Source organism: Sorangium sp. So ce176 (assembly GCF_051519835.1).
GTDB classification, from domain to species: domain Bacteria; phylum Myxococcota_A; class Polyangia; order Polyangiales; family Polyangiaceae; genus Sorangium; species Sorangium cellulosum_G.
The window spans coordinates 1,509,380-1,534,961 of the sequence record NZ_CP150371.1 but is presented as its reverse complement, the minus strand read 5'-3'; the positions used below and the strand labels follow the sequence as shown (position 1 = coordinate 1,534,961).

Annotated in this window: 23 protein-coding genes; 16 read left to right on the top strand and 7 right to left on the bottom strand. The window is 73.8% G+C overall.

Features of this window, described 5'->3' with window-relative positions; all coding sequences use genetic code 11:
- Nucleotides 1-609: 609 nt before the first annotated feature.
- The 10 genes from WMF42_RS05785 to WMF42_RS05740 all read left to right on the top strand — a co-directional run bounded on the left by WMF42_RS05785 (nt 610) and on the right by WMF42_RS05740 (nt 7,834).
- Complete coding sequence (locus WMF42_RS05785) at nt 610-966, top strand: DUF4398 domain-containing protein (protein ID WP_061611404.1); 357 nt, start codon at nt 610-612, stop codon at nt 964-966.
- Nucleotides 966-1,331 carry a DUF4398 domain-containing protein gene (locus WMF42_RS05780; RefSeq protein ID WP_061611403.1) on the top strand — a complete coding sequence of 122 codons (366 nt, stop codon included), beginning with the start codon at nt 966-968 and terminating at the stop codon, nt 1,329-1,331. Before WMF42_RS05785 ends, WMF42_RS05780 begins: the two co-directional genes overlap by 1 nt.
- Nucleotides 1,332-1,555: 224 nt before the next feature.
- Complete coding sequence (locus WMF42_RS05775) at nt 1,556-1,990, top strand: universal stress protein (RefSeq protein WP_061611402.1); 435 nt, start codon at nt 1,556-1,558, stop codon at nt 1,988-1,990.
- Nucleotides 1,991-2,008: 18 nt separating this feature from the next.
- Nucleotides 2,009-2,701 (top strand): CDP-alcohol phosphatidyltransferase family protein, encoded by a 693-nt coding sequence (locus tag WMF42_RS05770; RefSeq protein ID WP_437690704.1) that lies wholly within the window; start codon nt 2,009-2,011, stop codon nt 2,699-2,701.
- A 224-nt stretch (nt 2,702-2,925) separates the two neighbouring features.
- The gene (locus WMF42_RS05765; RefSeq protein WP_437690702.1) at nt 2,926-3,765 is read left to right on the top strand and encodes a DUF4349 domain-containing protein; all 840 of its coding nucleotides are present in this window, start codon (nt 2,926-2,928) and stop codon (nt 3,763-3,765) included.
- 14 nt (nt 3,766-3,779) lie between these two features.
- A complete protein-coding gene (locus WMF42_RS05760; protein ID WP_061612282.1) occupies nt 3,780-4,262 on the top strand; it encodes a hypothetical protein in 483 nt (160 codons plus the stop codon).
- A gap of 101 nt (nt 4,263-4,363) precedes the next feature.
- The gene (locus tag WMF42_RS05755; RefSeq protein WP_437690700.1) at nt 4,364-5,194 is read left to right on the top strand and encodes a hypothetical protein; all 831 of its coding nucleotides are present in this window, start codon (nt 4,364-4,366) and stop codon (nt 5,192-5,194) included.
- Nucleotides 5,191-6,438, top strand: a complete 1,248-nt coding sequence (locus WMF42_RS05750) for a hypothetical protein (protein ID WP_437690698.1) — start codon at nt 5,191-5,193, stop codon at nt 6,436-6,438. The genes WMF42_RS05755 and WMF42_RS05750 overlap by 4 nt, the downstream gene beginning before the upstream one ends.
- A gap of 53 nt (nt 6,439-6,491) precedes the next feature.
- Complete coding sequence (locus WMF42_RS05745) at nt 6,492-7,373, top strand: hypothetical protein (protein WP_061612281.1); 882 nt, start codon at nt 6,492-6,494, stop codon at nt 7,371-7,373.
- A 170-nt stretch (nt 7,374-7,543) separates the two neighbouring features.
- Nucleotides 7,544-7,834 (top strand): NifU family protein, encoded by a 291-nt coding sequence (locus tag WMF42_RS05740; protein ID WP_233562497.1) that lies wholly within the window; start codon nt 7,544-7,546, stop codon nt 7,832-7,834.
- Nucleotides 7,835-8,041: 207 nt separating this feature from the next.
- Here the strand turns inward: WMF42_RS05740 and WMF42_RS05735 are convergent, their stop codons facing one another.
- Nucleotides 8,042-8,878, bottom strand: coding sequence for a hypothetical protein (locus tag WMF42_RS05735; RefSeq protein ID WP_437690695.1), 837 nt, complete (start codon nt 8,876-8,878; stop codon nt 8,042-8,044).
- Nucleotides 8,879-9,288: 410 nt separating this feature from the next.
- On the opposite strand from WMF42_RS05735, the gene WMF42_RS05730 reads away from it, so the two are divergent.
- The 3 genes from WMF42_RS05730 (at nt 9,289) to WMF42_RS05720 (ending at nt 12,338) form a co-directional block, all read left to right on the top strand.
- Nucleotides 9,289-9,837 (top strand): cobalamin ABC transporter substrate-binding protein, encoded by a 549-nt coding sequence (locus WMF42_RS05730; RefSeq protein WP_233560968.1) that lies wholly within the window; start codon nt 9,289-9,291, stop codon nt 9,835-9,837.
- Nucleotides 9,834-10,652: a type I methionyl aminopeptidase gene (gene map / locus WMF42_RS05725; RefSeq protein ID WP_061605466.1), complete on the top strand. Its 819-nt coding sequence runs from the start codon at nt 9,834-9,836 to the stop codon at nt 10,650-10,652. Before WMF42_RS05730 ends, map begins: the two co-directional genes overlap by 4 nt.
- Before the next feature lie 153 nt (nt 10,653-10,805).
- On the top strand, nt 10,806-12,338 hold the full coding sequence (locus WMF42_RS05720) for an FAD-dependent thymidylate synthase (RefSeq protein ID WP_061605467.1): 1,533 nt from the start codon (nt 10,806-10,808) through the stop codon (nt 12,336-12,338).
- 15 nt (nt 12,339-12,353) lie between these two features.
- Here the strand turns inward: WMF42_RS05720 and recN are convergent, their stop codons facing one another.
- From recN to WMF42_RS05705, 3 genes are all read right to left on the bottom strand, one after another.
- Nucleotides 12,354-14,051, bottom strand: a complete 1,698-nt coding sequence (gene recN / locus WMF42_RS05715; RefSeq protein ID WP_061605468.1) for a DNA repair protein RecN — start codon at nt 14,049-14,051, stop codon at nt 12,354-12,356.
- A 34-nt stretch (nt 14,052-14,085) separates the two neighbouring features.
- The gene (locus tag WMF42_RS05710) at nt 14,086-16,650 is read right to left on the bottom strand and encodes a hypothetical protein (RefSeq protein WP_437690692.1); all 2,565 of its coding nucleotides are present in this window, start codon (nt 16,648-16,650) and stop codon (nt 14,086-14,088) included.
- A 238-nt stretch (nt 16,651-16,888) separates the two neighbouring features.
- Complete coding sequence (locus tag WMF42_RS05705; RefSeq protein ID WP_061613333.1) at nt 16,889-17,674, bottom strand: hypothetical protein; 786 nt, start codon at nt 17,672-17,674, stop codon at nt 16,889-16,891.
- Nucleotides 17,675-17,871: 197 nt separating this feature from the next.
- Between WMF42_RS05705 and WMF42_RS05700 the strand changes: the two genes are divergently transcribed.
- On the top strand, nt 17,872-19,089 hold the full coding sequence (locus WMF42_RS05700; RefSeq protein ID WP_437690690.1) for a DUF3829 domain-containing protein: 1,218 nt from the start codon (nt 17,872-17,874) through the stop codon (nt 19,087-19,089).
- A 119-nt stretch (nt 19,090-19,208) separates the two neighbouring features.
- Here the strand turns inward: WMF42_RS05700 and WMF42_RS05695 are convergent, their stop codons facing one another.
- On the bottom strand, nt 19,209-20,900 hold the full coding sequence (locus tag WMF42_RS05695; protein ID WP_437690688.1) for a glycogen synthase: 1,692 nt from the start codon (nt 20,898-20,900) through the stop codon (nt 19,209-19,211).
- A 26-nt stretch (nt 20,901-20,926) separates the two neighbouring features.
- On the bottom strand, nt 20,927-21,808 hold the full coding sequence (locus WMF42_RS05690) for a shikimate kinase (protein ID WP_063815804.1): 882 nt from the start codon (nt 21,806-21,808) through the stop codon (nt 20,927-20,929).
- Nucleotides 21,809-21,941: 133 nt separating this feature from the next.
- Here WMF42_RS05690 and boxC point away from each other — a divergent pair, with 133 nt between their 5' ends.
- Together boxC and boxB are read left to right on the top strand one after the other, a co-directional pair.
- Nucleotides 21,942-23,675 (top strand): 2,3-epoxybenzoyl-CoA dihydrolase, encoded by a 1,734-nt coding sequence (boxC, locus tag WMF42_RS05685; RefSeq protein WP_437694210.1) that lies wholly within the window; start codon nt 21,942-21,944, stop codon nt 23,673-23,675.
- Nucleotides 23,672-25,111, top strand: coding sequence for a benzoyl-CoA 2,3-epoxidase subunit BoxB (gene boxB / locus WMF42_RS05680; RefSeq protein WP_434045875.1), 1,440 nt, complete (start codon nt 23,672-23,674; stop codon nt 25,109-25,111). Before boxC ends, boxB begins: the two co-directional genes overlap by 4 nt.
- Here the strand turns inward: boxB and WMF42_RS05675 are convergent.
- Nucleotides 25,108-25,554 carry a hypothetical protein gene (locus WMF42_RS05675; protein ID WP_061608519.1) on the bottom strand — a complete coding sequence of 149 codons (447 nt, stop codon included), beginning with the start codon at nt 25,552-25,554 and terminating at the stop codon, nt 25,108-25,110. The two genes, boxB and WMF42_RS05675, sit on opposite strands and share 4 nt — an antisense overlap.
- Nucleotides 25,555-25,582: the final 28 nt, after the last annotated feature.

Genomic DNA, 25,582 nt, shown 5'->3' with positions numbered 1-25,582 from the left:
GACCGGCGCTTCCGCGTCCCTGACCGGCGCTTCCGCGTCCCTGACCGGCGCTTCCGCGTCCCTGACAGGCGGTTGTCGCCAAGGGCGTCGCTGCGGCTGTCGCGCCGAGCTGACCACTCCGATGGAAGATTGCCGTGAGGGCTGTCGAAGACGAGCACGTCACGGGACGCGAGGAATGGGCGTCGTCGAACGCGAGGCCGAAGGCACCGTCGTCCAATGCGCAACTACGCAACCGTTTGCGCAATCGGTGGAGACGACACGCGAGGTCGCCGCAGCCGTCCGCTGCCCCGTGAGAGCAAGATACCGGCGGGGGACGGGTGGCGTTCGATGAGGCCGGCGGAAACGGCGCCATTCCGCGGACGGCGCCGCGAGGTAGGACGGTCGACGGACAGGGCGTGAGCTCGTCTCCGGACGCTGCCGCCAGGGGGTGCGTGTCCATGAAAACCAGGAGCACGCGTCCGCTGGAACCACACAGCGGAACGCCCCCATCACAGCGGGAAGCTCACGCGCAGCGAGCGCGCTGGCCTGTTCGATGCACCACCACGTCCCGGGCGCGCCGCCGGGAGCAACGGTTCCACCGGCGCGCCGCGAGATCGGGAATCCACGCAAATGCTCGCCAGAACCGCGCTCGTGATCGCCTGTCTGGAGCTCGCCGGGTGCGCCGCGTTCCGGCCGCCGGCGTCGCCGCCCGAGCTCGCCCGCGCCCGGACCGCCATCCGCGCGGCCGAGCGGGAGGGCGCGCGCGCGGACCGGCGCGCGGCCATGCACCTCGCGCTGGCGAGGAGCGAGCTCGCCCAGGCGCGGCGGCGGATCTCGGTGGGCGACCTGGAAGGCGCGCGCTGGCTGCTGCGCAGGGCCGAGGTCGACGCGGAGCTCGCGAGGCTCCTCGTGCAGGAGGACGGCCTTCGCGACGCGGCGGGCCGCACGCTGGACCAGGCGAGCACGCTCGCCGGGGGGAAGGAGTAGTGGGCCGCGAGCGCGCCGCCGCCCCGCTCGCGATGGCGCTCGCGCTCGCGGGCTGCGCGAGCAGCGCGGCCGCGCCCCCTCCCGAGCTCCTCACGGCGCGCGCGGCCGTCGTGCAGGCGCAGGAGAGCCCGCTCTCGCCGCTCGCGATCGCCGAGCTGAGGCAGGCCGAGGAGGCGCTCGCTGTCGCCGAGCGCGAGCAGCGCGAGCGCCCGCGCTCGGCGACAGCGAGCGACGCCGCCTACGTCGCGCGGCGCCGGGCGCAGTGCTCGCTGCTCTCGTCGCTCGTGCGCGCGAACCAGAGCGCGCTCGTGCGCGCGCGGCTCACCGCCGCGCGAAGGCCGCAGACGCGCCGCAACGCGCCGTAGACGCTCCGGCGACGCGCCGCCGGAGCCGCGGCGGATCGCGGCGGCCGCCGCCGCGCGCGGCGTACCGCCCCGGGCGTCAGCGCCGGCCCGACGGCGCAGTTTGTCCTGGGATCGCCCCATGTTTGGATCCAAGATGCGCGCGGCACGCATCCGCCGGCGGCGAAAGCGTCCCGGCGGCGGCGACGATCGAAGGGACACCCGCTCCCGCGGGCGAGGAGAGCGCGATGAAGGAAGGCGCGAACGTGATTCTGGTCCCCGTCGACTTCGAGGAGGCCTCGCTGAGGGCCATCGAGCTCGCGAAGGACCTCGGCGCGAAGCTCGGGCGCGAGGTCGTGCTGCTGCACGTCTACCAGCTCCCGGTCTACACGTACCCCGGGCTCGAGCCGGCGCTGATGCCCGGGTTCCACGCCGAGGTGAGCGCCGCCGCGTCGCGCGCGATCCAGCAGCTCGCGGCGCAGACGGGGGGGCTCCGGGCGCTCCTGCGCAACGGCGATCCGGCGAACGAGGTCCTGGCCGCCGCGGAGGACGAGCGGGCGGCCATGATCGTCATGGGCACGCACGGCCGCCGGGGGATCTCGCACCTGTTCCTCGGCAGCGTCGCCGAGAAGGTGATCCGCAAGAGCAGCGTCCCTGTGCTCACCGTGCGCGTCGCCGGCTGATCCCGCGCGGATCGCCTCGTGGATGTCAGGCCGGCGCTGCTGCCGGCCAAGGCGCGGCCCGGCTCGACCGCGCTCGACGTGGACCAGGACCATCCGGCTTCCGCGGCGCACCTGCGACGCATGGGACTCCTCGCAATGCCGCCCCTGTCTGCACGCGATCTCGCGCTCCCGCCGAACCTGATGAGCCTGGCCCGTCTGCCGCTCGCGGCGCTGTTCCCGTTCGTCGCCACGCACCCCGCGCCCGCCCTCGCCGTCCTCTGCTGCGCCGGGCTCACCGACGTGCTGGACGGCTGGCTGGCCCGCCGCTCCGGTCAGGTGACCCGCATGGGCGCGCTCGTCGACCCGATCGCCGACAAGGTGTTCGCGCTGACGGTGGTCGGCACGCTCCTCCGGAGCGGCGCGCTCCCGCTCTGGGGCATCCCGGCGCTGCTCGCCCGCGAGATCCTCGAGCTGCCGCTCGCGCTCTGGATCGCGCTGAGCCGCCGCTTCCGCGGCGCGCGCCTCTCGACGGCGAGCGCGAACATCCCGGGCAAGCTCGCCACGACGGTGCAGTTCGCGGCGGTCCTCGCCGCGATCGCGCTGCCCGCGGCGCTGGCCCCGATGCTCGCCGCCGCGGCGGGCGCGGGCGCGGCCGCTGGCGTCTCGTACTGGGCGCGGCAGCTCCGGCGCGCGCCGGGACCGGCGAAGATCCCGCCCGAGGCGGGCGCCTAGGCCGACGCTCGCCCGGGGCGCGGCGCCCGCGCCCTGGTGTAAGGTCGACCGAGGCAGCGCGTTCTGCGCCTGTCACCGGCTCCACGCTCCGAGGAACCATGCGAAGAACGCTGCCCTCCTGGGCTCTCCTTGCCTTGCTCGCAGGCGCTTCTGCCTGCGCATCCAGCCGCTCCAGCGCGGGCGACGCCGCGAGCGCGCCGATGCCGATGATGGCGCCGCAGCCCATGGCCACAGGGATGCCGCCGCAGCACCCGACGATGGGCATGCCCCGGGGCGACGCGATCGAAGAGTCGTTGTCGGTCGACCACGAGACGACGGTGGCCACCGCGGAGTTCGCCAAGGCTGCGCCGCCGGCGACGCCGACGCCCGCGGCGATGCCAGCGCCACCGCCGCCGCGCCCCACCGCGCAAGCCGCGGGGCCGGCCAGGCCGGCGCCGGCCGGCCCGGCCCCGCAGCCCGCGGCGACGACGCCGACCGGCGCCGCCCCGCAGGGCGCGGCGCAGGCCGCCGCCGCTGTGAGCGCGTCGCCCGCGCCGCTCCTCATCTACACCGCGCAGATCACGATGGCTGTGTTCGAGGTGGGCGCGTCGCTCGGCAAGGTCGAGGCGCTCGCGCAGGAGCTCGGCGGCTTCCTCGCCCGCCGCGACGATCGGACGATCACGATCCGCGTCCCTGCCGCCCGGTTCGACGAGGCGCTGAAGCGCCTCGAGGGGCTCGGCGACATGCTCCAGCGCAACGTCGTCGCGGAGGACGTCACCGAGGAGTTCCTCGACCTCGGGGTCCGCATCCGCAACGCGAGGGCCGTGCGCGATCGGCTGGAGAAGCTGCTCGACAAGGCGGTGAAGGTCGAGGAGTCGATCCAGCTCGAGCGCGAGCTCGCGCGCGTCGCCGGCGAGCTCGATCGCCTCGAGGGGCGCCTCAAGTACCTGCGCGACCGGGTCGCGTTCTCGACCCTCACCGTCTCCTTCCAGCCGCGCTCGACGGAGACGATCATGCCGTCGGGCCCGCGGCTCCCGATCGACTGGCTCAACGAGCTCGGCCTCTCGAGGCTCCTCAACCTGTGACCTGGGCGCTTCCGATGATGAACTCCCTTCGCCACGCCTTCGTCCTCGCCGCCGCGCTCGCCGGCGCGGCGGCGCTGCCCGGCTGCGGCCGGCCCTTCGTGCCCGCGACCCCGCCGGGCTTCGTCGACCTCGGGGATCGCTACGGCGACGACGAGTACCGCGCGACAACCGCCGAGGGGGTGGTGCTCGGGATCCGCGCCTTCGAGAACGAGCCGGAGGGCGATCTCGCCTTCTGGTCGCGCGTGATCGAGAAGCGGCTGCGGGAGGGCGGCGGCTACGCGCTGCTCGGCAAGGCCGACGTGAAGAGCCGGAACGGCCTGCCGGGCGTCCAGATGCGCTTCGGGCACGACGAGGGGAAGGAGGCGCACCTTTATTACCTCACCGTCTTCGTCAACGACGATCGGGTCTTCCTCCACGAGGCGGGCGGCAGGAAGGAGCTGGTCGAGCGGAACCAGCAGCAGATCGACTGGGCCCTGCGCAACTTCCTGCCCGAGTGACGCGCGCCCGGCCGCGCGCGGCGCCGGCGGCTGCCGCGCAGCGCGAGGGGCGGAAGGCCGCCGCGCTTGCTCGCGGAAGCCCTGTTTGCTACCTGGCGGACGTGCGTTCCCGCCCCATCCTCCGCGACGCGCGGCGACGCCGGTCGACCCACGCGCTGCTCCTCGCCCTGGCGGCATCGCTCGGCAGCGGCGGCGCCCTGGCGCACGGCGAGGGAGAGCGGCCGCTCGCGACGGTGCCCGCGCCGCCGCCGGGCGACGGCGCGAAGGCGATGCAGATCCTCCGCGAGATCGAGGCGCGCGCCGCGCAGACGCCCGCGCCGGGCGAGGGCGAGAAGAGCGCGGCCGGCGACAAGCTCGCCGTCACCGGCGACAGGGCCGCGGCCGAGGCGCCGCGCGTCGAGCCGGCCGCTGCGCGAGCGCCGGCGAGGAGCGCCGCGAAGGTCGTGGCCGAGCCGGTGGCGCAGGCGAAGCAGGCGCTCCAGCGCGCGCACGGCGCGCGGGCGGCGGGCGACCCGACGAACGCGCGGCGGCTCGACGCGCTGGCGCTCGAGTGGGCGGAGGGGGCGAGGGCGCTGCTGCGCGCCGCCGCGGCGGAGGCGGCGGCGGTGGAGGCGGCCAGGCGGGCGCGCGAGGTCGAGACGAAGCTGGAGCGGGCGCGCGCGCTGCTGGAAGAGACGCAGGCGCGGCGGGGCCGCGCCGCGGCGGAGCTGGAGCGGCTCGAAGCCGAGGCGCGCGAGGCGACCAGGGCCGCGAGCGGCGTCGAGGCGCAGCGGATCGAGGCCGGCAAGAAGGCGGCTTCCAGGGGGGCGGCGCCGGGGAAGACCGGGGCGCGACAGGCGCGCGTCGCGCAACCGCCCGCGCAGGGCGCCGGGGCCAGGGGCGCCGGGAGCGCTGGTGAGGCGGCTCCGGCGGGCAAGGAGGGCACGCCGTGAGCGCGCGCCGCCTCGCGTCCGTCGCCGCCCTCGGGGCGCTCCTCGCCGCGTGCGCGCCGATCCCGCGGCCCGCGGTGCTCGACGAGCTCGATCACGTCCGCGCCGGGGCGGCCGCGGCGGAGTCGAAGCGGCTCGCGCCGGGCGCGTTCGCCCGGGCGGAGAAGCTGCGCGGCGAGGCGCTCGCCGCGCTCGAGCGAAAGGATCAGGCCGGGGCGCAGATCCTCGGCGAGCAGGCCGTCGCCGCGCACGCGCTCGCGCTCGCGCTCGCGCGGGTGGCCCGGGCCGAGGCGGCCGAGACCGAGGCGGAGGCGCAGGGCTCGACCGCCGAGGCGTCCCTCGCGGGCCTCGAGGCGGAGCAGGCGCGCGTCGCGGCCGAGCTCGACGCGCTCGACATGCGGATCAAGGTCGCCCGCGACGCGCAGCCCGTGGTCCCCTCGGGCAAGGCCGACCCGGATCGCGAGAAGGCCCGCCTCGCCGCGGCGCGCTCGCTCGCGCTCCAGGCCCGCCTGCTGTGCGGCGCGGCGCGCCTCCTGATCGCGCCGGCGCAACCCGCGAGCCCGCCGGCGGACAACGCGGCGCCCGCCGGCGCCCAGGCTGGCAACGCCCAGCCCACCAGCGCGCAGCCCGGCAACGCCGCGCTCGTGGCGCAGCTCGACGAGGCGACCGCCGCGATCACGAAGCTCGACGCGGATCTCGCGGAGACTGTCGGCTCCGGCCGCGCCATCCCGGCGCCGATCGACCAGGCTTCCCGCGCGCGGGCGGGCTGCCTCGCCGCGCTGACCGCGGCGCGCCGCGCCGCCACGCCGGTGACCCGCGCGCCCGGCGTCGGCGACGCCCTCCTCGCGGAGCTCTCGGCCGCGGGCACGTGGTCGCCCGCCCGCGACGACCGCGGCATCGTTGTCACGCTCCGCGGTCTGTTCGCCGGCAACGCCCTGACCAAGGCCGGCGAGGCGCGCCTGCGCGAGCTCGCGCGGGTCGCCGCGGCGCACCCCTCGTTCCCCGTCGCTGTGGTCGTCCACACGGACAGGGACGTCAGCGCCAAGGAAGAGCCCGCATGGGCGGCGCGGGCCGACGCCGTCGTCCGCGCCCTCGGCCCGGCGCACGCCGCGGGCGCCCCTCCCGCCGTGCAGCCCATCGCGCCGTTCCTCGCCGGAGCCGCGGCCCCGGTCGTCGACCCGCGCGGCAGCGAGCGCGCCCGCAACGCCCGGGTCGAGATCGTGTTTGTAACCCCCGAAACCCTTTGAGGAGCGATGATCCCGGTCGATGGAACTCCGCTCCCCTTGGAGAGTCGTTCTCGATGATGCGCTCTTCACCCCTCGCTCGAAGCGAAAGCAAGCCGCTCGTGCTCGCGTGCGCCCTGGCCGCCTCCCTCGCGGGCGCGTGCGAGGAGGACGGCAAGGCGTCGCAGAAGTACGCCGCGGAGCTCTGCGCCAAGCTCGCGCCCGTCATCGCGGAGGACGTCGGCCAGGTGCGGACGGGCCTGCCGGCGGGCTCGCAGAAGCTCGCGTCGCTGGTGGACACCGACCCGGGCGCGAACCTGCTCGGGCTCCAGCGGGCGATCGCCGGCGCGCGCGCCTCGGTGAAGGAGCTCGAGTTCGCGAAGAGCACCTTCTTCTCGTTCGCCGACCCGAGCGGCACGGTGCTGCGCAGCGAGGCCGATCCGGACATGCTGGCCAACAGGTCCGTCCTTGCCTCGTTCCCTGAGCTGAGGAAGGTGCTCGAGCCGAACAGCGGCGTCGTCGAGGCGTTCGGCGAGATGCAGGAGATGCGCGGCGTGCGGAACGGGCCGGATCTCCAGTGGGTCGCCGTGCACCCGGTCCGGGCGGGCGGCGGGGAGCTCAAGGGCCTCTTCGTCACGGGCTGGTCGTTCCGCGCCTACGCGTACCGGCTGCAGGAGGCGGCCAAGCGCGACATCGCCGACATCGCCAAGCGCGACGGGCTGAAGTCGACCCCGCTGCTCTACGTCTTCGCGTGGAAGGGCGCGAAGGCGTACGGCGGACCGGTGACGCCCGATGTCAACACCGAGGCGCTCGAGAAGCTGGACCTGCCGGCGAAGACCGCCTCGGGTCCGTGGAGCGGCACGGTCGAGATCGCCGGTCGCATTTTCGGCGCCGCCGCGCAGCGCACGCCGGAGGTCGCGGCGGACGCCGGCGTCGCCGCGCTCGTGTCGACGCTCTGAGCGCGAGCGCCGAACCGGCGCGTGGGCGCGAGCGCCGGGCGCGCCCCGCGGTGCCGGGGCCTCCGCCTTGCGGTGCCGGGGTCTCCGCCCCGCGGTGCCGAGGCCTCCGCCTCGCAGCGACGGCGGCGGGGCGATCGCCTGATCGAGCGAGGCCGTGCTAGGCTGCAGCGATGGCTCGCGCTGCCGAGCTCACCCCCATGCCGGCTTCCATCGATCAGCTTCTCAAGGTCTGCCGTGAGGTCATCGCGCCGCTCATCCGAGCCGACGGCGGTGAGCTCTACATCGTGGCCGTCGAGCCCGACCACCTGACGCTCCACCTGGCCGGCGCATGCTCCGGCTGCCCGGGGGCGATGCTCACCGCGCGCGCGGTGATCGAGCCGGCGGTGCTCTCGGTCGCGCCGTCGGCGCGCGTCGTCGTGACGAACGGCATGCGCGTCCCCGACGGCGCCTCCCTGGTTTGAGCGAGCGGCGCTCACCCGCTGCGGAGGCGGGCCCATCTCGACGTCTTCGGTGCTCGGCGTACAGGAGTACGCCTGCGCGCCGAAGACGCCGATCTGGACCCGTCTCCTGTGCGGGTGAGCGCCGCTCGGGAGACGACTGGAGGGGGGATTGATGAGGGGGCGAGCCGCCCCAGGGGGGCGGCTCGGGGGGAGCCGCGGAGCGGAGGGCTACTTTTTCTTGCCGGCCTTGTCGGGCGGGGGGGCGGGGGGCGCCTCGTCCTTGCGGATGGCGGAGGCGACCGAGGGGTCGATGGCGTTCGCGTCGGTGGGCTTGTTGGGACGGAGCGACTCGAGGCTGCTCAGCGTCACGAGATCCTCGTAGGCGAAGGCGATCTCGGCGTCGCCCCGCTCGATCGCGCGGAAGCGCGTGGCCGCATCCTTCCAGTCGACCTCGGTGACGTAGCGGCCCTTGTCCGGGTCGGGCGGCGTCACGCGGCCAGGCAGGCCGAAGGTGCTCGCGAGCTTGGTGACGGCGGACATGAAGTCCTTGCCGCGCGGGTTGCCCTCGCCGAGCGCGTGCTCGTCGATGATCTTCCAGAGCTTGTCCTGGATGAAGAAGAAGTGCCGCTTCCCGCCGTCGCGGATCAGCGTCATCATCGACTCCTTGTTGAGGTAGGTGTACTCGCCCTTCAGCGGCGTCGCGTCGATGCCGGTCGGCAGCTTGCCGAAGTCGATGCGGCTGCGGCGGAACGCGCTCTTCTCCTCGGCGAGCTCGGCGTCGAGCGCCCTCATCTTCACGCCGGGCGAGGTCGCCTTGTAACGGGGCACGTAGGCCTCATCGAGCATCTTGTCGATGACCGCCGCGACCTGCTTGGTGCTCATCCCCCACTGGATGCCTGGAGGGGTCAGCGCGATCGTCTTCTTCGTCGCCGGCGGATCGGCGGGCCGGGCGGGAGCCGCGGCGTTCCCCCGCTTCGGCTGGGCAGCCACCACGGCCGTGCTCGTGATCGCCGCAAGGCCCAGCCCCACGGCCAACCCCGCTCCCAGGAGCCTCTTCGCTTTCATGTTCTTCCTCCAAGCCGGCGCAGGCCCAGTCCCTGCGCGCTCTGCCATCGCAAAAGTTAGGACGCCCCGCCCGGCAAGCCCGGGAACGCTAGCACCAGCGGTAGGACAGGAGAATAGGATCCCCGCACCGACCGGGGTCGACCCCACGTCAGGGCGTTGGACGATCGCTCGGCGGGATCGATGGAGCGCGGGGCGGGCGGCGGAGGGGACCTCGCCGCGTGAGCGCGCGAGGGGAACGAAGGGGGAGCTGCGACGATGGCGAACTGCGGCGGAATCGGACAAACCGGCCTCGGCAGCGCGTGTCACCGATGTGGGTCAAGTCCTGACAGGGCCGGGTCAACGTGCTACGAGCTCCGGTCCCAGGGATGATTTCCGTCGCCGGTGTTGCTCCTTTGCGCCTCGCGCTCGCCGTGCTGGCGATCGTTGGCCCCGCCGGCGGCTGCGTCGCCGGTCAGGAGCGCCCCACGACGGCCGTCGATCCGCTCTCCGGCCTGCCGACCTGGGAGGGGCACGCGCCCGAGGTCTTCGACGACAACATCGAGCCCGCCGCCGTGGGCTTCTCGCTCGACGGCCCCTCGCCGAGGTCGGACCGGTTCCTCCGGGAGCGGGCGCAGACAGCGGACGTCGTCGCGCGGGTCCGCGTCAGCACGGTGACGGTCGACTCGATCGGCGAGCAGAGCACCTACCACCTCGCGGTCCACATCATCGACGCGCCGCTGGCCACGCCCCGGGTGGCGGACCGGGCGTTCGAGCTCCACATCCGCCCGACGAGCCGCGCCTTCGGCGTCGCGAAGGCGGTTGACGCGCGGCTCCGGGGGCTCACCTTCATCGCCTTCATCCGACGCTTCGCCGGCGAGGCAGGCGAGCCGGAGTTCCACTGGCACCTTTCACCTGATACAGCGGAGGTCACCGCGGCCGTCAAGGAGGCCGTCGTCCTCGGGGAGCTGTCATCGCCGTGAGCAACGTGAGCATCAAGACGGTCAAGGAAGTCGACGCCCTCCGTGTCGCCTCGCAGATGGCGGCGGAGACGCTCCTCGGCGTCGGCGAGATGATCCGCGCCGGCATCACCACCGAGGACATCAACACCTTCGTCCACGAGGACACCCTCCGCCGCGGCGGCTACCCAGCGCCGCTGAACTACCACGGGTTCCCGAAGAGCGTGTGCACCTCGATCAACGAGGTGGTGTGCCACGGGATCCCGTGCGACCGCGTCCTCGAGCCGGGCGACATCATCAACGTGGACGTCACCACGATCTACAACGGCTTCTACGGGGACACGTCCGCGACCTTCTACATCGGCAAGCCGTCGCCGGAGGCGAAGCACGTGACCGAGGTGTCGCGGCGCAGCCTGCAGCTCGGCATCGCCCAGGTCCGGGACGGGGCGCGCCTCGGCGACATCGGGGCCGCGATCCAGGAGTTCGCAGAGGCCGAGGGCTGCTCGGTGGTGCGGGCCTTCGTCGGCCACGGCATCGGGCGGCGCTTCCACGAGGCGCCGCAGGTCTCGCACGTGGGCAAGTACGGGAGCGGCGCCCGGCTCCGCGCCGGCATGTGCTTCACCATCGAGCCGATGATCAACCTCGGCACCTACGAGGTCGAGGTCCAGGAAGACAAGTGGACCGCGCTGACGGCCGATCGCTCGCTGTCGGCGCAGTTCGAGCACACCATCGTCGTCACGAAGAGCGGCTGCGAGGTGCTGACGCGGCGGAGCAGGTCGCTCGCGAACAGCGAGATCTTCCCCGATCCGTTCGCCGTCTCCGCGGCGCGAGCGCTCTGACGCGCAGCGCGCCGCCCGCCGCCGCGCCGGGCGAGCGCGCCGCGCGACGCGCGACGGCCGACCCCGGCCAGCGGGGGCGCGGTGGACCGGAGACGGCGATCGGAAACGGAGTTTTGTCGACCGATCGGCGCAGGATTAGGGGTAGAAGCAGCCATGGCCTTGGACGAAACGTCGCGTGCCAGAATCGCGCCGTATGTGTCGAGCCTGACGGCCGACGTCTTCTCGCTGTCGGGTCTGCCCGAGGAGGTCATCGCCGTCCTGTTCGCGTACTACTCGCGCAGCCGCGATGACCTGCGCACCAACCTGGCGCGCCTGCTCGGCGACGAGGAGCTCGACGTCGCCCCGGAGGCCGACGATCGGCCGCAGCGCGGGCTCGCGTTCGCGTCGGACAAGGCGCGGAGCTTCCACGAGAAGTGGGTCGTCGGCTACGGCCACGCGTCGGTCGCGGAGCACGCCGTGGTGCACCTCGCGATCGAGAACGTGAGCATCGTCGCGTCGAAGGTGATCGAGGACCTGCGGCTCGGCTCCTACACGGAGAAGAGCACGCGCTACGTCGTGTTCGATCAGCACGCGTTCGTCGACCTGCCGGAGATCGAGGCCGAGCACGCCGCGAGGTACCGGGCCTCGTGCGAGCGGCTCTTCGCGGCGTACCTCGACCTGGTCCCGAAGGTGACCGAGCGGCTGAGCGCGCGCGAGCCGAAGCCCGCGAAGATGTCGGACGGCGCCTACAAGGCGGCGCTGCGCTCGCAGGCGTGCGATCTCCTGCGCGGCCTCCTGCCGGCGGGGACGCGGACGAACATCGGCCTGACCGCGAACGCGCGGGCGCTCGAGATCCTGCTCACCAAGATGATGTCGCACCCGCTCGAGGAGGTGCGCAGGGTCGGCCGCGAGATGCACGCGGCGGCGCTCGCTGTGACCCCGACGCTCGTCAAGTACGCCGCGCCGAACGAGCTCCGGAAGGAGCTGCAGGCGACGATCGCCGCGGCGATGCGGCGGGTCTACACGCCGCCGGAGGAGGGCGTGAGCGCGACGATGGTGATCAACCAGCCCGTCCGGCTGGTGCGCTACGACAAGGACGCCCTGGAGCGCGTCGCGCTGGCGCTGGCGTACGAGGGAAGCGACCCGGGCGTGCACGCCTACAACCTGGGCGACGCGCTCCGACGCGCGACCCTGCCGGAGCTCATCGCCATCGCGCAGGCGGCGTGCGCGAAGCGCGGGCCGTACGACGCCCCGCCGCGCGCGTTTGAGGCGTCGACCATGACCTTCGAGCTGATGCTCGACTACGGCGCGTACCGCGATCTGCAGCGCCACCGGATGCTGACGCCCGCGACGCAGCGGCTCACCTGCCGGCTCGGCTTCGAGACGCCGCAGGCGCTCTCGGAGCTCGGCCACGCCGAGGCCTACCAGGACGCGATGCTCGCCGCGCGCGACGCCTGGCACGCCACGGAGGAGCGCTACCCCCTCGAGGCGCAGTACGCGGTGCCGCTCGGCTTCCGCGTGAGGACGCTCTGGACGCTGAACCTGCGCGAGCTCTTCCACGTGATCGAGCTCCGCTCGGCGAAGCAGGGGCACACGAGCTACCGGCGCATCGCCCAGGGGCTCTACCGCACAGCGATCACGGTGCACCCGTGGCTCAAGGACATGATCCGCGTCGACCTGAACGACTACGCGCTCGCGCGGAGCTGAGAGGCGAGGGGCGCGTCAGAGGCGCGCCGCCTCGATGAGCTCCGTCGCGGCCTTGAGCGACGCGCCGGTGACCTTCGCGCCCGACAGCATGCGCGCCACCTCGGCGATGCGGTCCTTCTTGTCGACGCGCGCGACCGAGCTCTTGGCGATGCCGCCCGCGTTCTCCTTGGCGACGACGAAGTGCGCGTCGGCGAACGCGGCGATGGGCGCCAGGTGGGTGATGCAGAGCACCTGGTGGTGGCGCGCGACGTCGCCGATCGCGCGCCCGATCTTGTCGGCGACGGCGCCGCCGACGCCGCTGTCGACCTCGTCGAAGACATAGAGCCCGGCCGGCCCGCACTCGGCGAGCACGCGCTTCAGGGCGAGCAGGGCGCGCGACAGCTCGCCGCCCGAGGCGATGCGGCGCAAGGGGCGGGGCTCGATGCCCTTGTTGGGCGAGATGAGGAACTCGACGCGGTCGATGCCGTCCTGGCCGAGGCGGGCGCCGTCGACGACAAGCTCGGCGCGGTCGCCCCCGTGCGGCGCGACGTCCACGACGACGCGCGCGCCGCCCATGCCGAGCTCGGCGAGCTCCCCGGAGATCGCGACGCCGAGCTTCTCGCCGGCCTTGCGCCGCTTCACCGAGAGCTTGCGGGCGCGCTCGGCGGCGACGGCGAGCAGGGCGTCGCGCCGCCGCTCGAGGTCCGCGACGTGGCTCTCGACGCCCGCGAGCTGCTCGAGCTCACCGGCGAGGCGCGCGCGCGTGGCGAGCACGTCCTCGATCGTGGGGCCGTGCTGCCGGAGCAGGCCCTCGAGGCGGTACATGCGGTCCTCGATCTCGGAGAGGCGATCCGGGTCGGCCTCGGCGCGCTCGGCGTAGCGGGCGATCTGGCGGGCCGCCTCGCTGAGCTCCGTCCAGCAGGCGTCGACGGCGCGGGCGACGGGGTCGAGGGCGGGGTCGATCTCCGCGGCGGCCTGGAGCTCGGAGGCGAGGCGCGCGAGCTCGTCGCACATCGCGTCGTCGCCCTGGTCGAGGCGGGAGGCCGCGCGCCGCGTGATGTCGTGCAGGCGGCCCGCGTGGCGGAGCCGGTTGCGCTCGGCCGCGAGATCGGCGAGCTCGCCGGGGCGCGGCGACAGCGCGTCGATGGCCTGGAGCTGGAAGGCGAGGAACGCCTCGCGCTCGCCGCGGCCGCGCTCGAGCTCGCGGGCGGCCCTGAGCTGCGCGGTGAGCGCCTCGAGCTCGGCGACGTCCGCCGCGAGCTCGCTGCGCGCCGGCACGAGGCGGCCGAAGCGATCGAGGTAGCCGAGGTGCGTCGACGGATCGGTGAGCGCGACGCTCTCGTGCTGCGAGGCGACGTCGGCGAGCTCCGGGGCGAGCGCCTGGAGCTCGCCCGCGGTGCAGAGGCGGCCGTTCAGGTAGGCGCGCGATCGGCCCGTCGCCTGGACGACGCGGCGGACCACCACCTCGCCGCCGCTCGCGATGCCCGCGGCGTCGAGCATCGCCATCGCGCGATCGGAGCTGCGCACGTCGAACAGCGCCTCGATCTCGGCCTCGTCGGCGCCGGGGCGAATTTGCTCCGCGCTCGCGCGGCCGCCGAGGACCAGCGAGAGCGCGCCCACGACGATGGACTTGCCCGCGCCCGTCTCGCCGGTGAGCACGTTGAAGCCAGGCTCGAGCCGAAGCTCGAGGGCATCCATCAGAATGAAGTTCTTGACCCGAAGCGCTACCAGCACAGCGGCGGGAGGATAGGAAGCTTTCGGCCCGTCGTCAGCGGATCTTCACCTGCTTCATGACGGTGACCGGAATTCCTTCGAAGGGCGGCACCGAGATATTTCGGAACGCATTCGCAATGCATGCGGCCGTGGCCGTGCCCACGAGGTCGCCCCCTTCCACGCGCGACGACATCACCTTGCCCGAGGTCGCGAAGGTGACGGCCACGCGGGCTGTGCCGGTGAGGCCCTCGCCGGTGCACCCGGCGGCGGCCGCCGCCGCGGACGCGAGGGCGCTCGAGGCCGCGCTCTGATCGAAGCGGGCCGGGGCGTCCCGCGCCGGGAGGAGCGGCGCGGGCGGCGGCGGCTGCTTCCCCGCAGGCTTCGCGCCTTCGGGAGCGCTCGGCGCCGCGGCCGGGGCAGGCCTCTCGGCGACCTGAGGCTTCTCGCTCGCCTGCGGGGCGGCGGTCGCCGGGGGCGCGGCGCTCGGCGACGGCGCTGCGGCCGCAGGCGCAGCGCTCGGCGACGGCGCGGCGGCCGCCGGGGGCGCGGCGCTCGGCGACGGCGCGGCGCTCGGCGACGGCGCGGCCGCGAGGGCCGTCCCCGCCGGCTCGGGCGGCGGCGCGGCAGGCTCGGGCGGCGGCGCGGCGCTCGGCTCGGGCGCGGGCGGCGCCTGCTCCGCGACGGCGGAGGCGGCGGCCGGCGGGGCCGCGACAGGCTCGTCGTCGAGCGACGGCTCCCGCTCGGCGATGGGCTCCGCCTGAGCCGGGGGGGCGGGCGCCGGCGGCGCCTGGTCCGGCGGCGGCGCGACGAGCGCACCGGCGCTGGCGGCGGATGCGACCTGGGCCGTCGCGGCGCTGGACGATCGGCCCCGGGCCTGCGCCAGGTACAGCGCGGCGCCGAACACGACGAACACAACGACAACCCAGCCGGTGATCGCCAGGTACTGGCGCGACGTCGGCGTCGAGAGGGCGCGCAGCCCCTCGGACACGAGGGAGCCGGCCGTGATCGAGGTGCGCACCGGCGTCTCTTCCCCGGAACCGGAAGCAGAGGTGGTGTCCTCCTCCGCGGCCTGGAGGTCGGGATCGATGGGCTGCGCAGGGAACGAAGGGGACGAGCTGCGCGCCGCGGCAGCCCCCTCGAAGATCCCGCCGCTGATGCTCAGGATCTCCTCGTCGGCCCGGTGCTCGTTGCGGCGCTCCCCGCCCTCCGCGCCGGGCGGCGGCGCCATGCTGCGCAGGTCGATCAGGCCGGAGTCCTCCTTCCGGCCGGCGCGCCCGCGGACGTCGGGCTCGCTGAACTCGCTGAAGAGGTCGGGCTGGCTGATGCGGTCGCCCCCCGCGCGGGAGGCCCCCCTGGGGGCGCTGCTCGCGCGCGTCGGCGGCTCGCGCGAGGGCCGCTCGTCGTTGTTCGCCGGCTCGCGAGGCACCCCGGCGGCGCCCGTCGCCTCCGCGGCCCCCGGCCTCGGGCGCTCGCGCCGCGACGCTTCCGTGGCAGGGAGCGGCGGCGGACCCGGAAACGGCGGCGGGGTGAGCGATCCCAGCAGGGCGAGATCCGCCGGAGAGGGGTCGGCGGGCTGCACGCCGGGGCCGGACCGGGCGCGCCGCGCGGACGGCATGGGCTGCGGGGCGAGCGCCGCCATCGCCTGGACGTCCTGGAGGCGGAGCTCGGGCGACGAGCGGTGAGACGACGGCCGGCCCTCGTCGATGGAGAGCGGCGCCGGCGGGAGCTCGGACAGCGGCGCGGGCGGCATCTCCGACGGCGGCGTGATGGGCCGGGAGGAGACGCCCGCGCGCGGGGCGGCGGTCGCGGACCGCGGCCGCCCCGCGGGCGCGCGGTGCTCGCGGCGCGCCGGCGGTCGCACCGGGACCGGCGCGGGCGCCCCCGCGCGAAGCCTCGGCGCGGCTTCCTGCGCCGGCGCGGGGCGGCTCGCGCGATCGTCCTCGGGGGCGTCCGACCCGAACGAGAGCGACGGCGGCTCGACGCCGGGGGAGAGCATCTGCGCGAGGTCCTGGATCGAGACGGGATCGGAGTCGGCCGGGGGGAGCGCGGACGGGCTCCGGCCGCTCATCGGCGGCGCCGAGCCCCCGCGCCGCGCGTCATCCCAGGGGGCGCCCGCGAACGTGCGCGACCGCATCAGGATCTCGCGCCGCCCGAGCCCGCCGTCCGGCGTCACCACCGCGTGCTCGAGCGAGGCCTCCGCCGCGACGTCGAGCGCGTCCAGCGAGGGCGCCCGCTCGCCGGATCCCGGCTCGTCGCCCAGGTCCTGCTGCGCGATCCGCTCCGCCAGCGTGAGCCCTCGCGCGCGCCCGGCCGGGACCGATCCCGCGCGCCGCCCGGGGCCGCCGGCGGGCTCCGTCCTGCGCTGGATGCCCGCGCCCGGGAGCGTCGACTCGGCGTCCAGGAGGTCGCCGGAAAGCCCGTGGTCCGGCTCCAGCGCGCGCGCCGACGACGGTCGCGAGCGCTCCGGCTCGCTCGGCGGCTCGCGCCGGTCGCGTCCGCTCGCCGAGCTCGGGACGCCCGAGGGAGAAGGGCGCGAGTCGGTGCCCCCTGCCCTGTCGGACGCCGCCTGCTTGCTCTTCGCGCGGCAGGACTTGCAGACAAACGGCAGAGACGGACGCATCTCGCGTCCCACGCCGATCTCCACGTAAGCCCTGCAGAGAGAGCAGGCGAGTTGCACGTTGAGAAGAGAATCGCGCAGCTCGTCAGGACGCGCAATCTTTCTCGCTGGCGACCAGGGCGGCCGACCTCAAGGGAAGGCCCGACCGCGCCGTTCGGCCGACGTTTCCGTCCGATGTTCCAGGCGAGCTCCGGCCGGCTCTCCGCCGTGCTTCCGCCCTACGTGGAGGGCGTGGCGGCGATCACGGCCCGAGGGGCGCGGGCGGGCGCACCCAGCGCTGCTCCAGCCACGCCAGCGAGACCTCCGCGCTCCGCAGCGCCGCGTCGACGGTGCGCACGGCCGGATCGGGGGCGGGCGGGAGCCCGGGGGCGCGGGTCGACAGGATCCAGTTCGACAGCTCGTAGTGGTGCAGGAGCGGCGCGAAGCGGTGCGCGTCGAACCCGGCGAGGATCTCGGCCGCGCGGCTCAGGCGATCGCAGGGCAGGAGCGCCGTGGTCACGTCGAAGAGCAGGGCGCGGAGGTCCTCGAAGGCGCGCTCCGGATCCGCGGCGACGCTCTCCAGGAGCGCCTCGAAGCCCGCGTCGGAGAGCCCGGACGCCTCGGCGGCCTCGGCCATCGCGGGGACCTGCGTGGCCAGGAAATCGGCGCTCGGCGCGTGCCCGAGGAGCCGTCCCACGAGGTACAGGTCGAACGCGCTCGCGATCGCCTCGGCGAGCAGGAGCGCTTCCGCGCTGGGCGGAGCGCCCGCGGGCGTGAGGGCGCGGTGGGCGAGGTGGTGCCAGGCGACGTGCGCGACGACGTCCGCGGCGATGTGCTCGCCGGGGATCAGGTCGCCCTGCTCGCTCTGGCTCCAGAACGTCAGGTTCAGGAAGACGACCCGATCCCAGCTCGCCTCGACCTCGGGCACGCGGAAGCGGTACCCGTCGCGCCGCAACGCCTGCTTGAGATCGTCGTAGAGCGCGACGTGCCGGAACGAGCGCTCGTCGTCGATGGTCAGCTCATCGAGGGTCAGGCTTCTCAGCTTCACGCCGCGGACCTTAGACCCTGATCGTTCCATCAGCCATAGCGGAGGCCAGGAAGAACCCGGCGACCCGGGGTGTTTGGGGCTGGAGCCGGGGTTTTCCCGACCAGGGCCGCAAGTTCCCGCCAATGGCCAGTGTTGCAAGCGCCGCCGGCTTAGGCATGATGCGCCCCGTTCCTGCGCCAGCCGAGGAGGCACACCGAATGATTTCCGTCAGGTCTCTCTGTTCCATCGCGCTCGTGCTCGTCGCCAGCGGTGCTGCCGGTTGCAAGGAGGATCCGCCTCCTCCGCAGCCGGAGCCGGCAAGCTCCGCGGCGGCGAACAAGGGCAAGGCGAACCTGCGGACGCCCGTGTCGCCGATCGCGAAGGTCGACCCGCAGTCGATGAAGGAGTACCGCGTCGACGCCTGCTACTTCGGGACGCTCTCGCTGAGACAGGCCCGCGACGCGTACCTCGCGAGCCTCGGCAAGGACGAGCCGAGCGAGAAGAAGATCCCGAGCTTCGGCCTCGAGGATCAGGCGAAGCCCGGAGACGCCAAGAGCCTGCTCCCCGCGAAGCCGCCCACGCCGACGACCGGCGCCGCCGCGCCCAAGACGACCGCCCTGCCGCCCGGCGCCGCCGCGCCGAAGGCGGCCGCTGCCGCCGCTGCCAAGGGCGCGCCCGGCGAGCGCCGGCCGATCAACATCGGCGCGCGCGCCCCCTACGAGCGCAACGCGCGCGCCTGCACCGTCGCCCTCAGCCTGAAGGAGCCGGCCATGCCGGACGTCGACGCGGCGCTCTCCGAGTACGCGCCGTTCGCGAGCGAGCTCGCGAAGAACATCGCCACGGCGGCCAACTACTACCAGCGCGAGGAGTACAAGAAGGACAGCTTCGCCAAGGGCAAGGAGCTCCACGCGAAGCTCCTCGCCGGCTTCGAGAAGCTCGACGCGCACTCCGACAAGCTCGGCCTCGCGGTGTCCGCGTGGCACGCGTCGCACCTGCCCGACCTCTCGAAGGCGGACGAGGGCCAGAAGGCGGCGATCGCCGCCCTCGAGGACGCGCGCGCGCTCATGGTGATGCTCGCCAGCAAGAACGTCGATCCCGCGGCGGTGAAGACGGCCCTCCAGAAGCTGGAGACGTCCGCGGCGGCGCTCAAGACCCACGGCTCGACGAACCAGACCGACCCGTGGTCCAAGATCATGGTGCCCGCGTTCGACAACTTCCTCCGCGACATGAAGGCGGCGGAGCCCAAGCTGACGGACAAGGGGATCAGCTCCCCCTCGCTGTACTTGCCGGTCGTCACGGGCTTCGTGTCGCTGATCGAGGGCAAGCACCGGGCGCTCTCCCGCTCGCTCATGGCGAAGGCCCAGGCGGAGAAGGCCCAGGCCGCCGGGACCGCGCAGCCGGCCGCTCCGGCCGCGCCCGCTCCGGAGAAGGAGTGACGCGCCCGGGGCGTCGCTCCCGGCAGGGAGGCGCCGCCCGCGCGCGCTGATCGCGGCGCGCGTCCCTCCGGGGGCGCGCGCCGAGCGCACAGCGCCTCCTCCGGGAGGCGCGGGCGCGATCAGATCGGGCGGCCGGTCCGGCGGGAGATGGCGAGACGGTAGAGCGCCTCGTACTGGCGCGCCGCGTGCGACCAGCCGAAGTTCTTCTTCATCGCCCGGAGCTGCATCGTCCGGAAGTACGCCGGGTCGGCGCGGTAGAGGTGCACCGCCCAGGCGACGGTGTTCCCGAGCGCCATCGACGACATCTCCTCGAACTTGAAGCCCGTGACGTTGTTCTCGACGGTGTCGTCGAGGCCGCCGACGGCGCGCACGACCGGCAGCGTGCCGTACCGCTGGCTGTAGAGCTGGTTCAGACCGCAGGGCTCATAGCGCGACGGCATCAGGAACAGGTCCGCGCCGGCCTCGATGCGGTGGGCGAGGCCCTCGTTCATGCCGACGTAGACGCGGAAGCGATCGCTCGCGCCGGAGATCCGCGAGAAGAGGTCCTCGGCCCAGCGCTCGCCGGAGCCCAGGATGACGAGCTGGACGTCGAGCGAGAGGATGTGGTCGAGCGCGCCCGCGAGGATGTCGATCCCCTTCTGGGTCGCCAGGCGGCTGATGAGGCCGAGGAGCGGGACGTCGGGGCGCTCCTCGAGGCCCATCTCGCGCTGGAGCGCCGCCTTGCAGAGGCCCTTGCCGCTCAGATCCTCGGCGGAGAACGTCGCCGCGATGTGGGGATCGGTCGCGGGGTTCCAGATGGAGTCGTCGATGCCGTTGAGGATCCCGATCACGTCGCTGCCGCGATCCCGGAGCACGCCGTCGAGGCCCTCTCCCCCTTCCCACGTCTGGATCTCCTGCGCGTACCGGGGCGAGACCGTGGAGACGAGCGTGGCGTTGTAGATGCCGGCCTTGAGCAGGTTGATGCTGTCGTGCGCCTCCAGGCAGAACCTGTGGAACTGGTCCCAGCCGAGCCCCGTCGTGGGGAGCTGGAACTTGTTGAACCAGCCCTGGTAGCCGAGGTTGTGGATCGTCAGCACCGTCGCGGCGCGCGCGAGCGGCGACCGGTGCTCGAGCACGTTGATGTAGAGCGGCACGAGGGCGGACTGCCAGTCGTGGACGTGGACGATGTCCGGCCAGAAGCCGAGCGCGTGGCAGAGCTGCAGCGCGCCGCGCGAGAGCAGCGCGTAGCGGGCGAGGTTGTCGCCGAACTCGCCGTGCGCGTCGCCGTAGATGCCGTCGCGATCGTAGAGCACGTCGTGCTCGAGCAGGTACACGCGGGGCGCGGGCGCGCCGGGGGTCCCGGGCTCGATGAACGTCTCCCAGACGCCCATCCACGCCTCGCCGCTGCCGAGCGGCACGCCGAGCGGCGACGGCAGGCGGCGCGGCATGAAGATCTCGGCCGGAGACGCGCCGTCGCCGCCCTGCGCCGCGGCGAAGGGGGGCGCGGCGTCCGTCGCCGCAGCGGTGGGCGCGGCGTCCGCGGGCGCGGCGGCGAGCGCGGCGTCGGCCGGGGCGATCGCCGGGGCGCCGGCTTCGGCCGCGACGACGGCGGGCGCAGCGACGGTCTGGCTGCCGCCAAGCTTCCGCTCGGCGGCCTCGATCTGGCGGGCGAGGTAGCGCTTGGCGACCCGGTAGGCCGGCATGACGATGCGCACGTCGTGGCCGGCTGCGGCGAGCGCGATCGGCAGCGCGCCGGCAACGTCGGCGAGGCCGCCCGTCTTGCTGAAGGGGACGCATTCGGACACCACGAAGAGAATTTTCAGGCGCGGCATGGACATGGGAAGGGGCGCGCCCCGGCTCACGGCGAGCGCGTCGCGTCCCTTCTACCAGCTTCACGGGCGATCTTGACCACGCGATCGACAGAGCGGTCGAGACCGAGCGCCGACGTGTCCACCACGAAGTCGGCCTGCTCATAGAGCGCGCGCCGGGCCAGGAAGAGCGCCCTGAGCTCCTTCATGGCGTCGGCCCGGTTGGCCATGGGGCGCGCGTCCCCCTGCTCGACCACGCGCCGCCAGTGGTCCTCGGGCCTGGCCCGCAGCCACACCGTCACGGCGCAGCGCCTCAGCCGCTCGAAGGTCGCCGGATCGGTCACCAGGCCGCCGCCCGTGGCGACGATCCCGTGGGCGCGCGCGTCGGCGAGCCGCGCGAGCTCCTCGCGCTCCAGCCGCCGGTAGTACGCGTTCCCGTGGATCTCGAACAGGGCCGCGAGGCTCATGCCCGCGCGCGAGGCGACGAGGCCGTCGAGCTCGAGAAAGGGCACCCCGAGCCGGGCCGCGGCGCGGCCGCCGATCGTTGTCTTGCCCGCCCCGCGCAGGCCGAGCAGCGCGACGAGGGCGCCGCCCGACCCGCCCTCCGCCTCGCCGGGAGCCAGGCCGCGCGACGCCTCGTGACCGACGAGCTCGCCAGCCGAGAGCAGCGCGGCGGCCGAGGTGCCCAGGGCGCGGCCGATGTCCTCGAGCCGCACAACGGACACGTTCGCCCGGCCGCTCTCGAGCAGCACCAGGAAGCGCTCGCTGACCCCGGCGAGCCCGGCGAGCTCGCGCAAGGTGAGCGCGAGCTCCTGGCGCCGCTGCCGGAGCCGCCCGGCCAGGTGCTCGAGGATCGGCGGCGCGCCGCTGTCGACGTCCGCGGCGTCCTCTGCCGCTGCCTCCGGCGCTCGCCCTGCGCGCGCTCCGCGCACGGTCTGTCCACGCGTTGTCTGGCGGCTCGGCTCGCGGGGCGGCATCCTGACAATGCACTATATTTCATGAACCATGGATCAACAAGCACTATAGTGCTTGACGAAGGCGCTCCCAGGTGGTGGGCTCATGCGCATGGAAGCGACCACCTCTCCTCCTTCCGCGGCGGCAGCGCCGCAGACCCGGGCCCGGGACGAGGGCTCGCCCGGCGAGGGCGCGCCCCTCCGCTTCGAGACGGAGCCGGGCCGTTACAGGCACTGGAAGCTCTCGTTCGAGGGGGCGATCGCGCGCGTGGCGATGGACGTCGACGAGGAAGCGCCGATGCGGCCCGGCTACCAGCTCAAGCTGAACAGCTACGACCTCGCGGTCGACATCGAGCTCGCGGACATCGTGCAGCGGCTGCGCTTCGAGCACCCCGAGGTGAAGGCGGTGGTCGTGACGAGCGCGCAGCCGCGGATCTTCTGCGCGGGCGCGAACATCTACATGCTCGGGTCGTCGACGCACGCCTTCAAGGTCAACTTCTGCAAGTTCACGAACGAGACGCGGCTCGCGCTCGAGGAGGCGTGCGCCGAGAGCGGGCAGCGCTACCTCGCGGCGCTGAACGGCGTCGCCTCGGGCGGGGGGTACGAGCTCGCCCTCGCGTGCGAGGAGATCTTCCTCTGCGACGACGGGAGCAGCGCTGTGTCGTTCCCGGAGACGCCGCTGCTCGCGGTGCTCCCGGGGACGGGGGGGCTCACGCGGCTCGTGGACAAGCGCAAGGTGCGGCGCGACATCGCGGACGTCTTCTCGACCCTGGCCGAAGGGGTGCGCGGCAAGCGCGCGCAGGCGTGGGGCCTCGTCGACAGCGCGATCCCGAAGAGCCGCTTCGACCAGGCGGTGGCCCAGCGCGCCGCCGAGCTCGCGGCGTCGACGCCGGACAGGGAGGGGCCCGGGGTGAAGCTCGCGCCGCTCGAGGCGCGGCGCGAGGAGAAGGGCGACGTCTCCACCAGCGCGTACCGCCACGTCTCGCTGAGGGTCGACAGCGCCGCGCGGACGGCGGAGATCCGCGTGCTCGGGCCGGACGGAAGCGAGCCGCCGGACGCGGCCGGGATGCGCCGGGCGGGCGCGGACCTGTGGGCGCTGCGCGCGTTCCGCGAGCTCGACGACGCGCTGCTCGACCTCCGCTTCAACCACCCCGCGGTGGGCCTCGTCCTGCTCAGGACGAGCGGCTCGCCGGACGCGGTGCGGGCCGCGGACGAGGCGCTGTGGGCGAACCGGGACGACTGGTTCGTGAAGGAGGTCCTGCTCCACATGCGGCGCGTGCTCAAGCGGCTCGACCTGACGGCGCGCAGCGTGTTCGCGCTGATCGAGCCGGGCTCGTGCTTCGCGGGGAGCCTGTTCGAGCTCGCCCTCGCCGCGGACCGGTCCTACATGCTGGACGGGGGGGAGGACGGCGCGGAGCCCGCGGCGATCGCCCTGAGCGCGCTGAACTTCGGTCCGCTCGTGATGTCGAACGGCCTGACGCGGCTCGCGTCGCGCTTCCTTGCCGCGCCGGAGCGCGCCCTGGCGCTGAAGGAGAAGACGGGGCTCCTGTCCGCCGAGGAGGCGCTGGAGGAGGGCCTCTGCACCTTCACGCCGGACGCGATGGACTGGGACGACGAGGTGCGGCTCGCGATCGAGGAACGGGTGAGCCTGTCGCCCGACGCGCTGACCGGGATGGAGGCGAGCCTGCGCTTCTGCGGGCCGGAGACGATGGAGACGAAGATCTTCTCCCGGCTGTCGGCCTGGCAGAACTGGATCTTCCAGCGCCCCAACGCGGTGGGACCGCGGGGCGCGCTGACCGTGTACGGGCGCCCGGAGCGCCCCGAATTCGACTGGAGGCGGACGTGAGCGCAGTCATCAACTCGGACCGGATCCCGAACAACGTCGATCTCGCGTCGGACAGGAAGCTCCAGCGAGCCCTCGAGGCGTGGCAGCCGAAGTTCATCGACTGGTGGCGGGAGACAGGGCCCGCGGGCTTCCAGGCGGACGACGTGTACCTGCGCACGGCGATCAGCGTCGATCACGAGGGGTGGGCGCACTTCGACTACGTGAAGATGCCGGAATACCGCTGGGGCATCTTCCTCGCGGATCCGGTGCCCGATCGGAAGATCGGCTTCGGCGATCACCTGGGCGAGCCGGCGTGGCAGGAGGTGCCGGGGGAGCTGCGGAACATGCTGCGCCGGCTGGTGGTGACGCAGGGGGACACGGAGCCGGCGAGCGTGGAGCAGCAGCGGCTGCTCGGCCAGAGCTGCCCGAGCGTCTACGACCTGCGGAACCTGTTCCAGGTGAACGTCGAGGAGGGGCGGCACCTCTGGGCGATGGTGTACCTGCTGCACAGCCACTTCGGCCGCGACGGCCGCGAGGAGGCGGAGGCGCTCCTGGAGCGGCGGAGCGGCGACCCGGACAAGCCGCGGATCCTGGGCGCCTTCAACGAGCCGTGCACGAACTGGCTCTCGTTCTTCATGTTCACCTACTTCACGGATCGCGACGGCAAGTACCAGCTCCTGGCGCTGGCGGAGAGCGGCTTCGATCCGCTGTCGCGCACGACGCGGTTCATGCTGACCGAGGAGGCGCACCACATGTTCGTCGGCGAGACGGGGCTGCTCCGCATCTGCCAGCGCACGTGTGAGCTGATGAAGCGCAACAAGAACGAGGACGCGCGCGCCGAGGGGGGCATCGATCTGCCGACGATGCAGAAGTACCTGAACCTCTGGTACTCGCTGTCGCTGGATCTGTTCGGCGGGGAGATCTCGTCGAACGCGGCGTCGTTCTTCGCGTCGAGCGTGAAGGGCCGCGCGAAGGAGGAGTCGTACGACGATCACCGGGCGCTCGAGGGCGTGGTTGCGATGGAGGTGCCGATCGCGGCGGCCGGGGGCGCGCTGTCCGGGTGGCGGCGCGAGGAGGTGCCGCTCCGGAACGCGATGAACGAGGTGCTGCGCGACGAGTACGTGACCGACTCGCAGCGCGGGATCGACAAGATGAACCGGGTGATCGAGGAGTCCGGCGTCCCGTTCAGGCTGAGGCTGCCGAGCCGGCGCTTCCACCGGAGCTCGGGGATCTACGCGGGGCTCCACTTCGACGTCGACGGCAACCCGATCTCGAAGGAGGCGTGGGAGCGCCGGCGCGACGAGTGGCTGCCGACCGCGGCCGACGAGGCGTACGTGATGAGCCTGATGGAGAAGCCGGTGTTCGATCCGAAGCAGATGGCGAACTGGATCGCGGCGCCGACGAAGGGCCTCAAGGGCAGGCCGGTCGACTTCGAGTACGTGCGGCGCTGCGGCTAGGGGGCGCCCGCGTCGGGGGAGGGCGCGCCCGCGTCGGCGGGCGGCGGGGGCGCCTTCTTCGGCGGGTCGCCGTGCTCGGCGACGAGCTTCTTCACGAGGCCGTCGAGGAGCACCTGCTCATGGTACTGCGGCATCGCGGGGAGCTGCACGGCGACGTGCACGCCGGCGCGGCCGTTCACGATCTCGATCGCCCCCTGCGTCACCCTGCCGCCGCTCTCCGGGCTCCGGTACTCGAAGAGCAGGTAGCCGTTTGAGGCGTCCTTCTCGACGAGCTTGAAGCCGAGATCGACGCGCACGAGGCGCAGCGCGGTGCCGAAGGTCTGCTCGAAGGTGTAAGGCGACTCGTAGGCGACGCTGGCGCTGGCGTCGCGCGCGCCGAGGCCGACGGCGACGGGGACGGCGAGCGCGACGAGGAGGAGCGCGATCGGCGAGAGGCGGCGCATGCCCGCGGCGTAGAGGGGCGGACGAGGA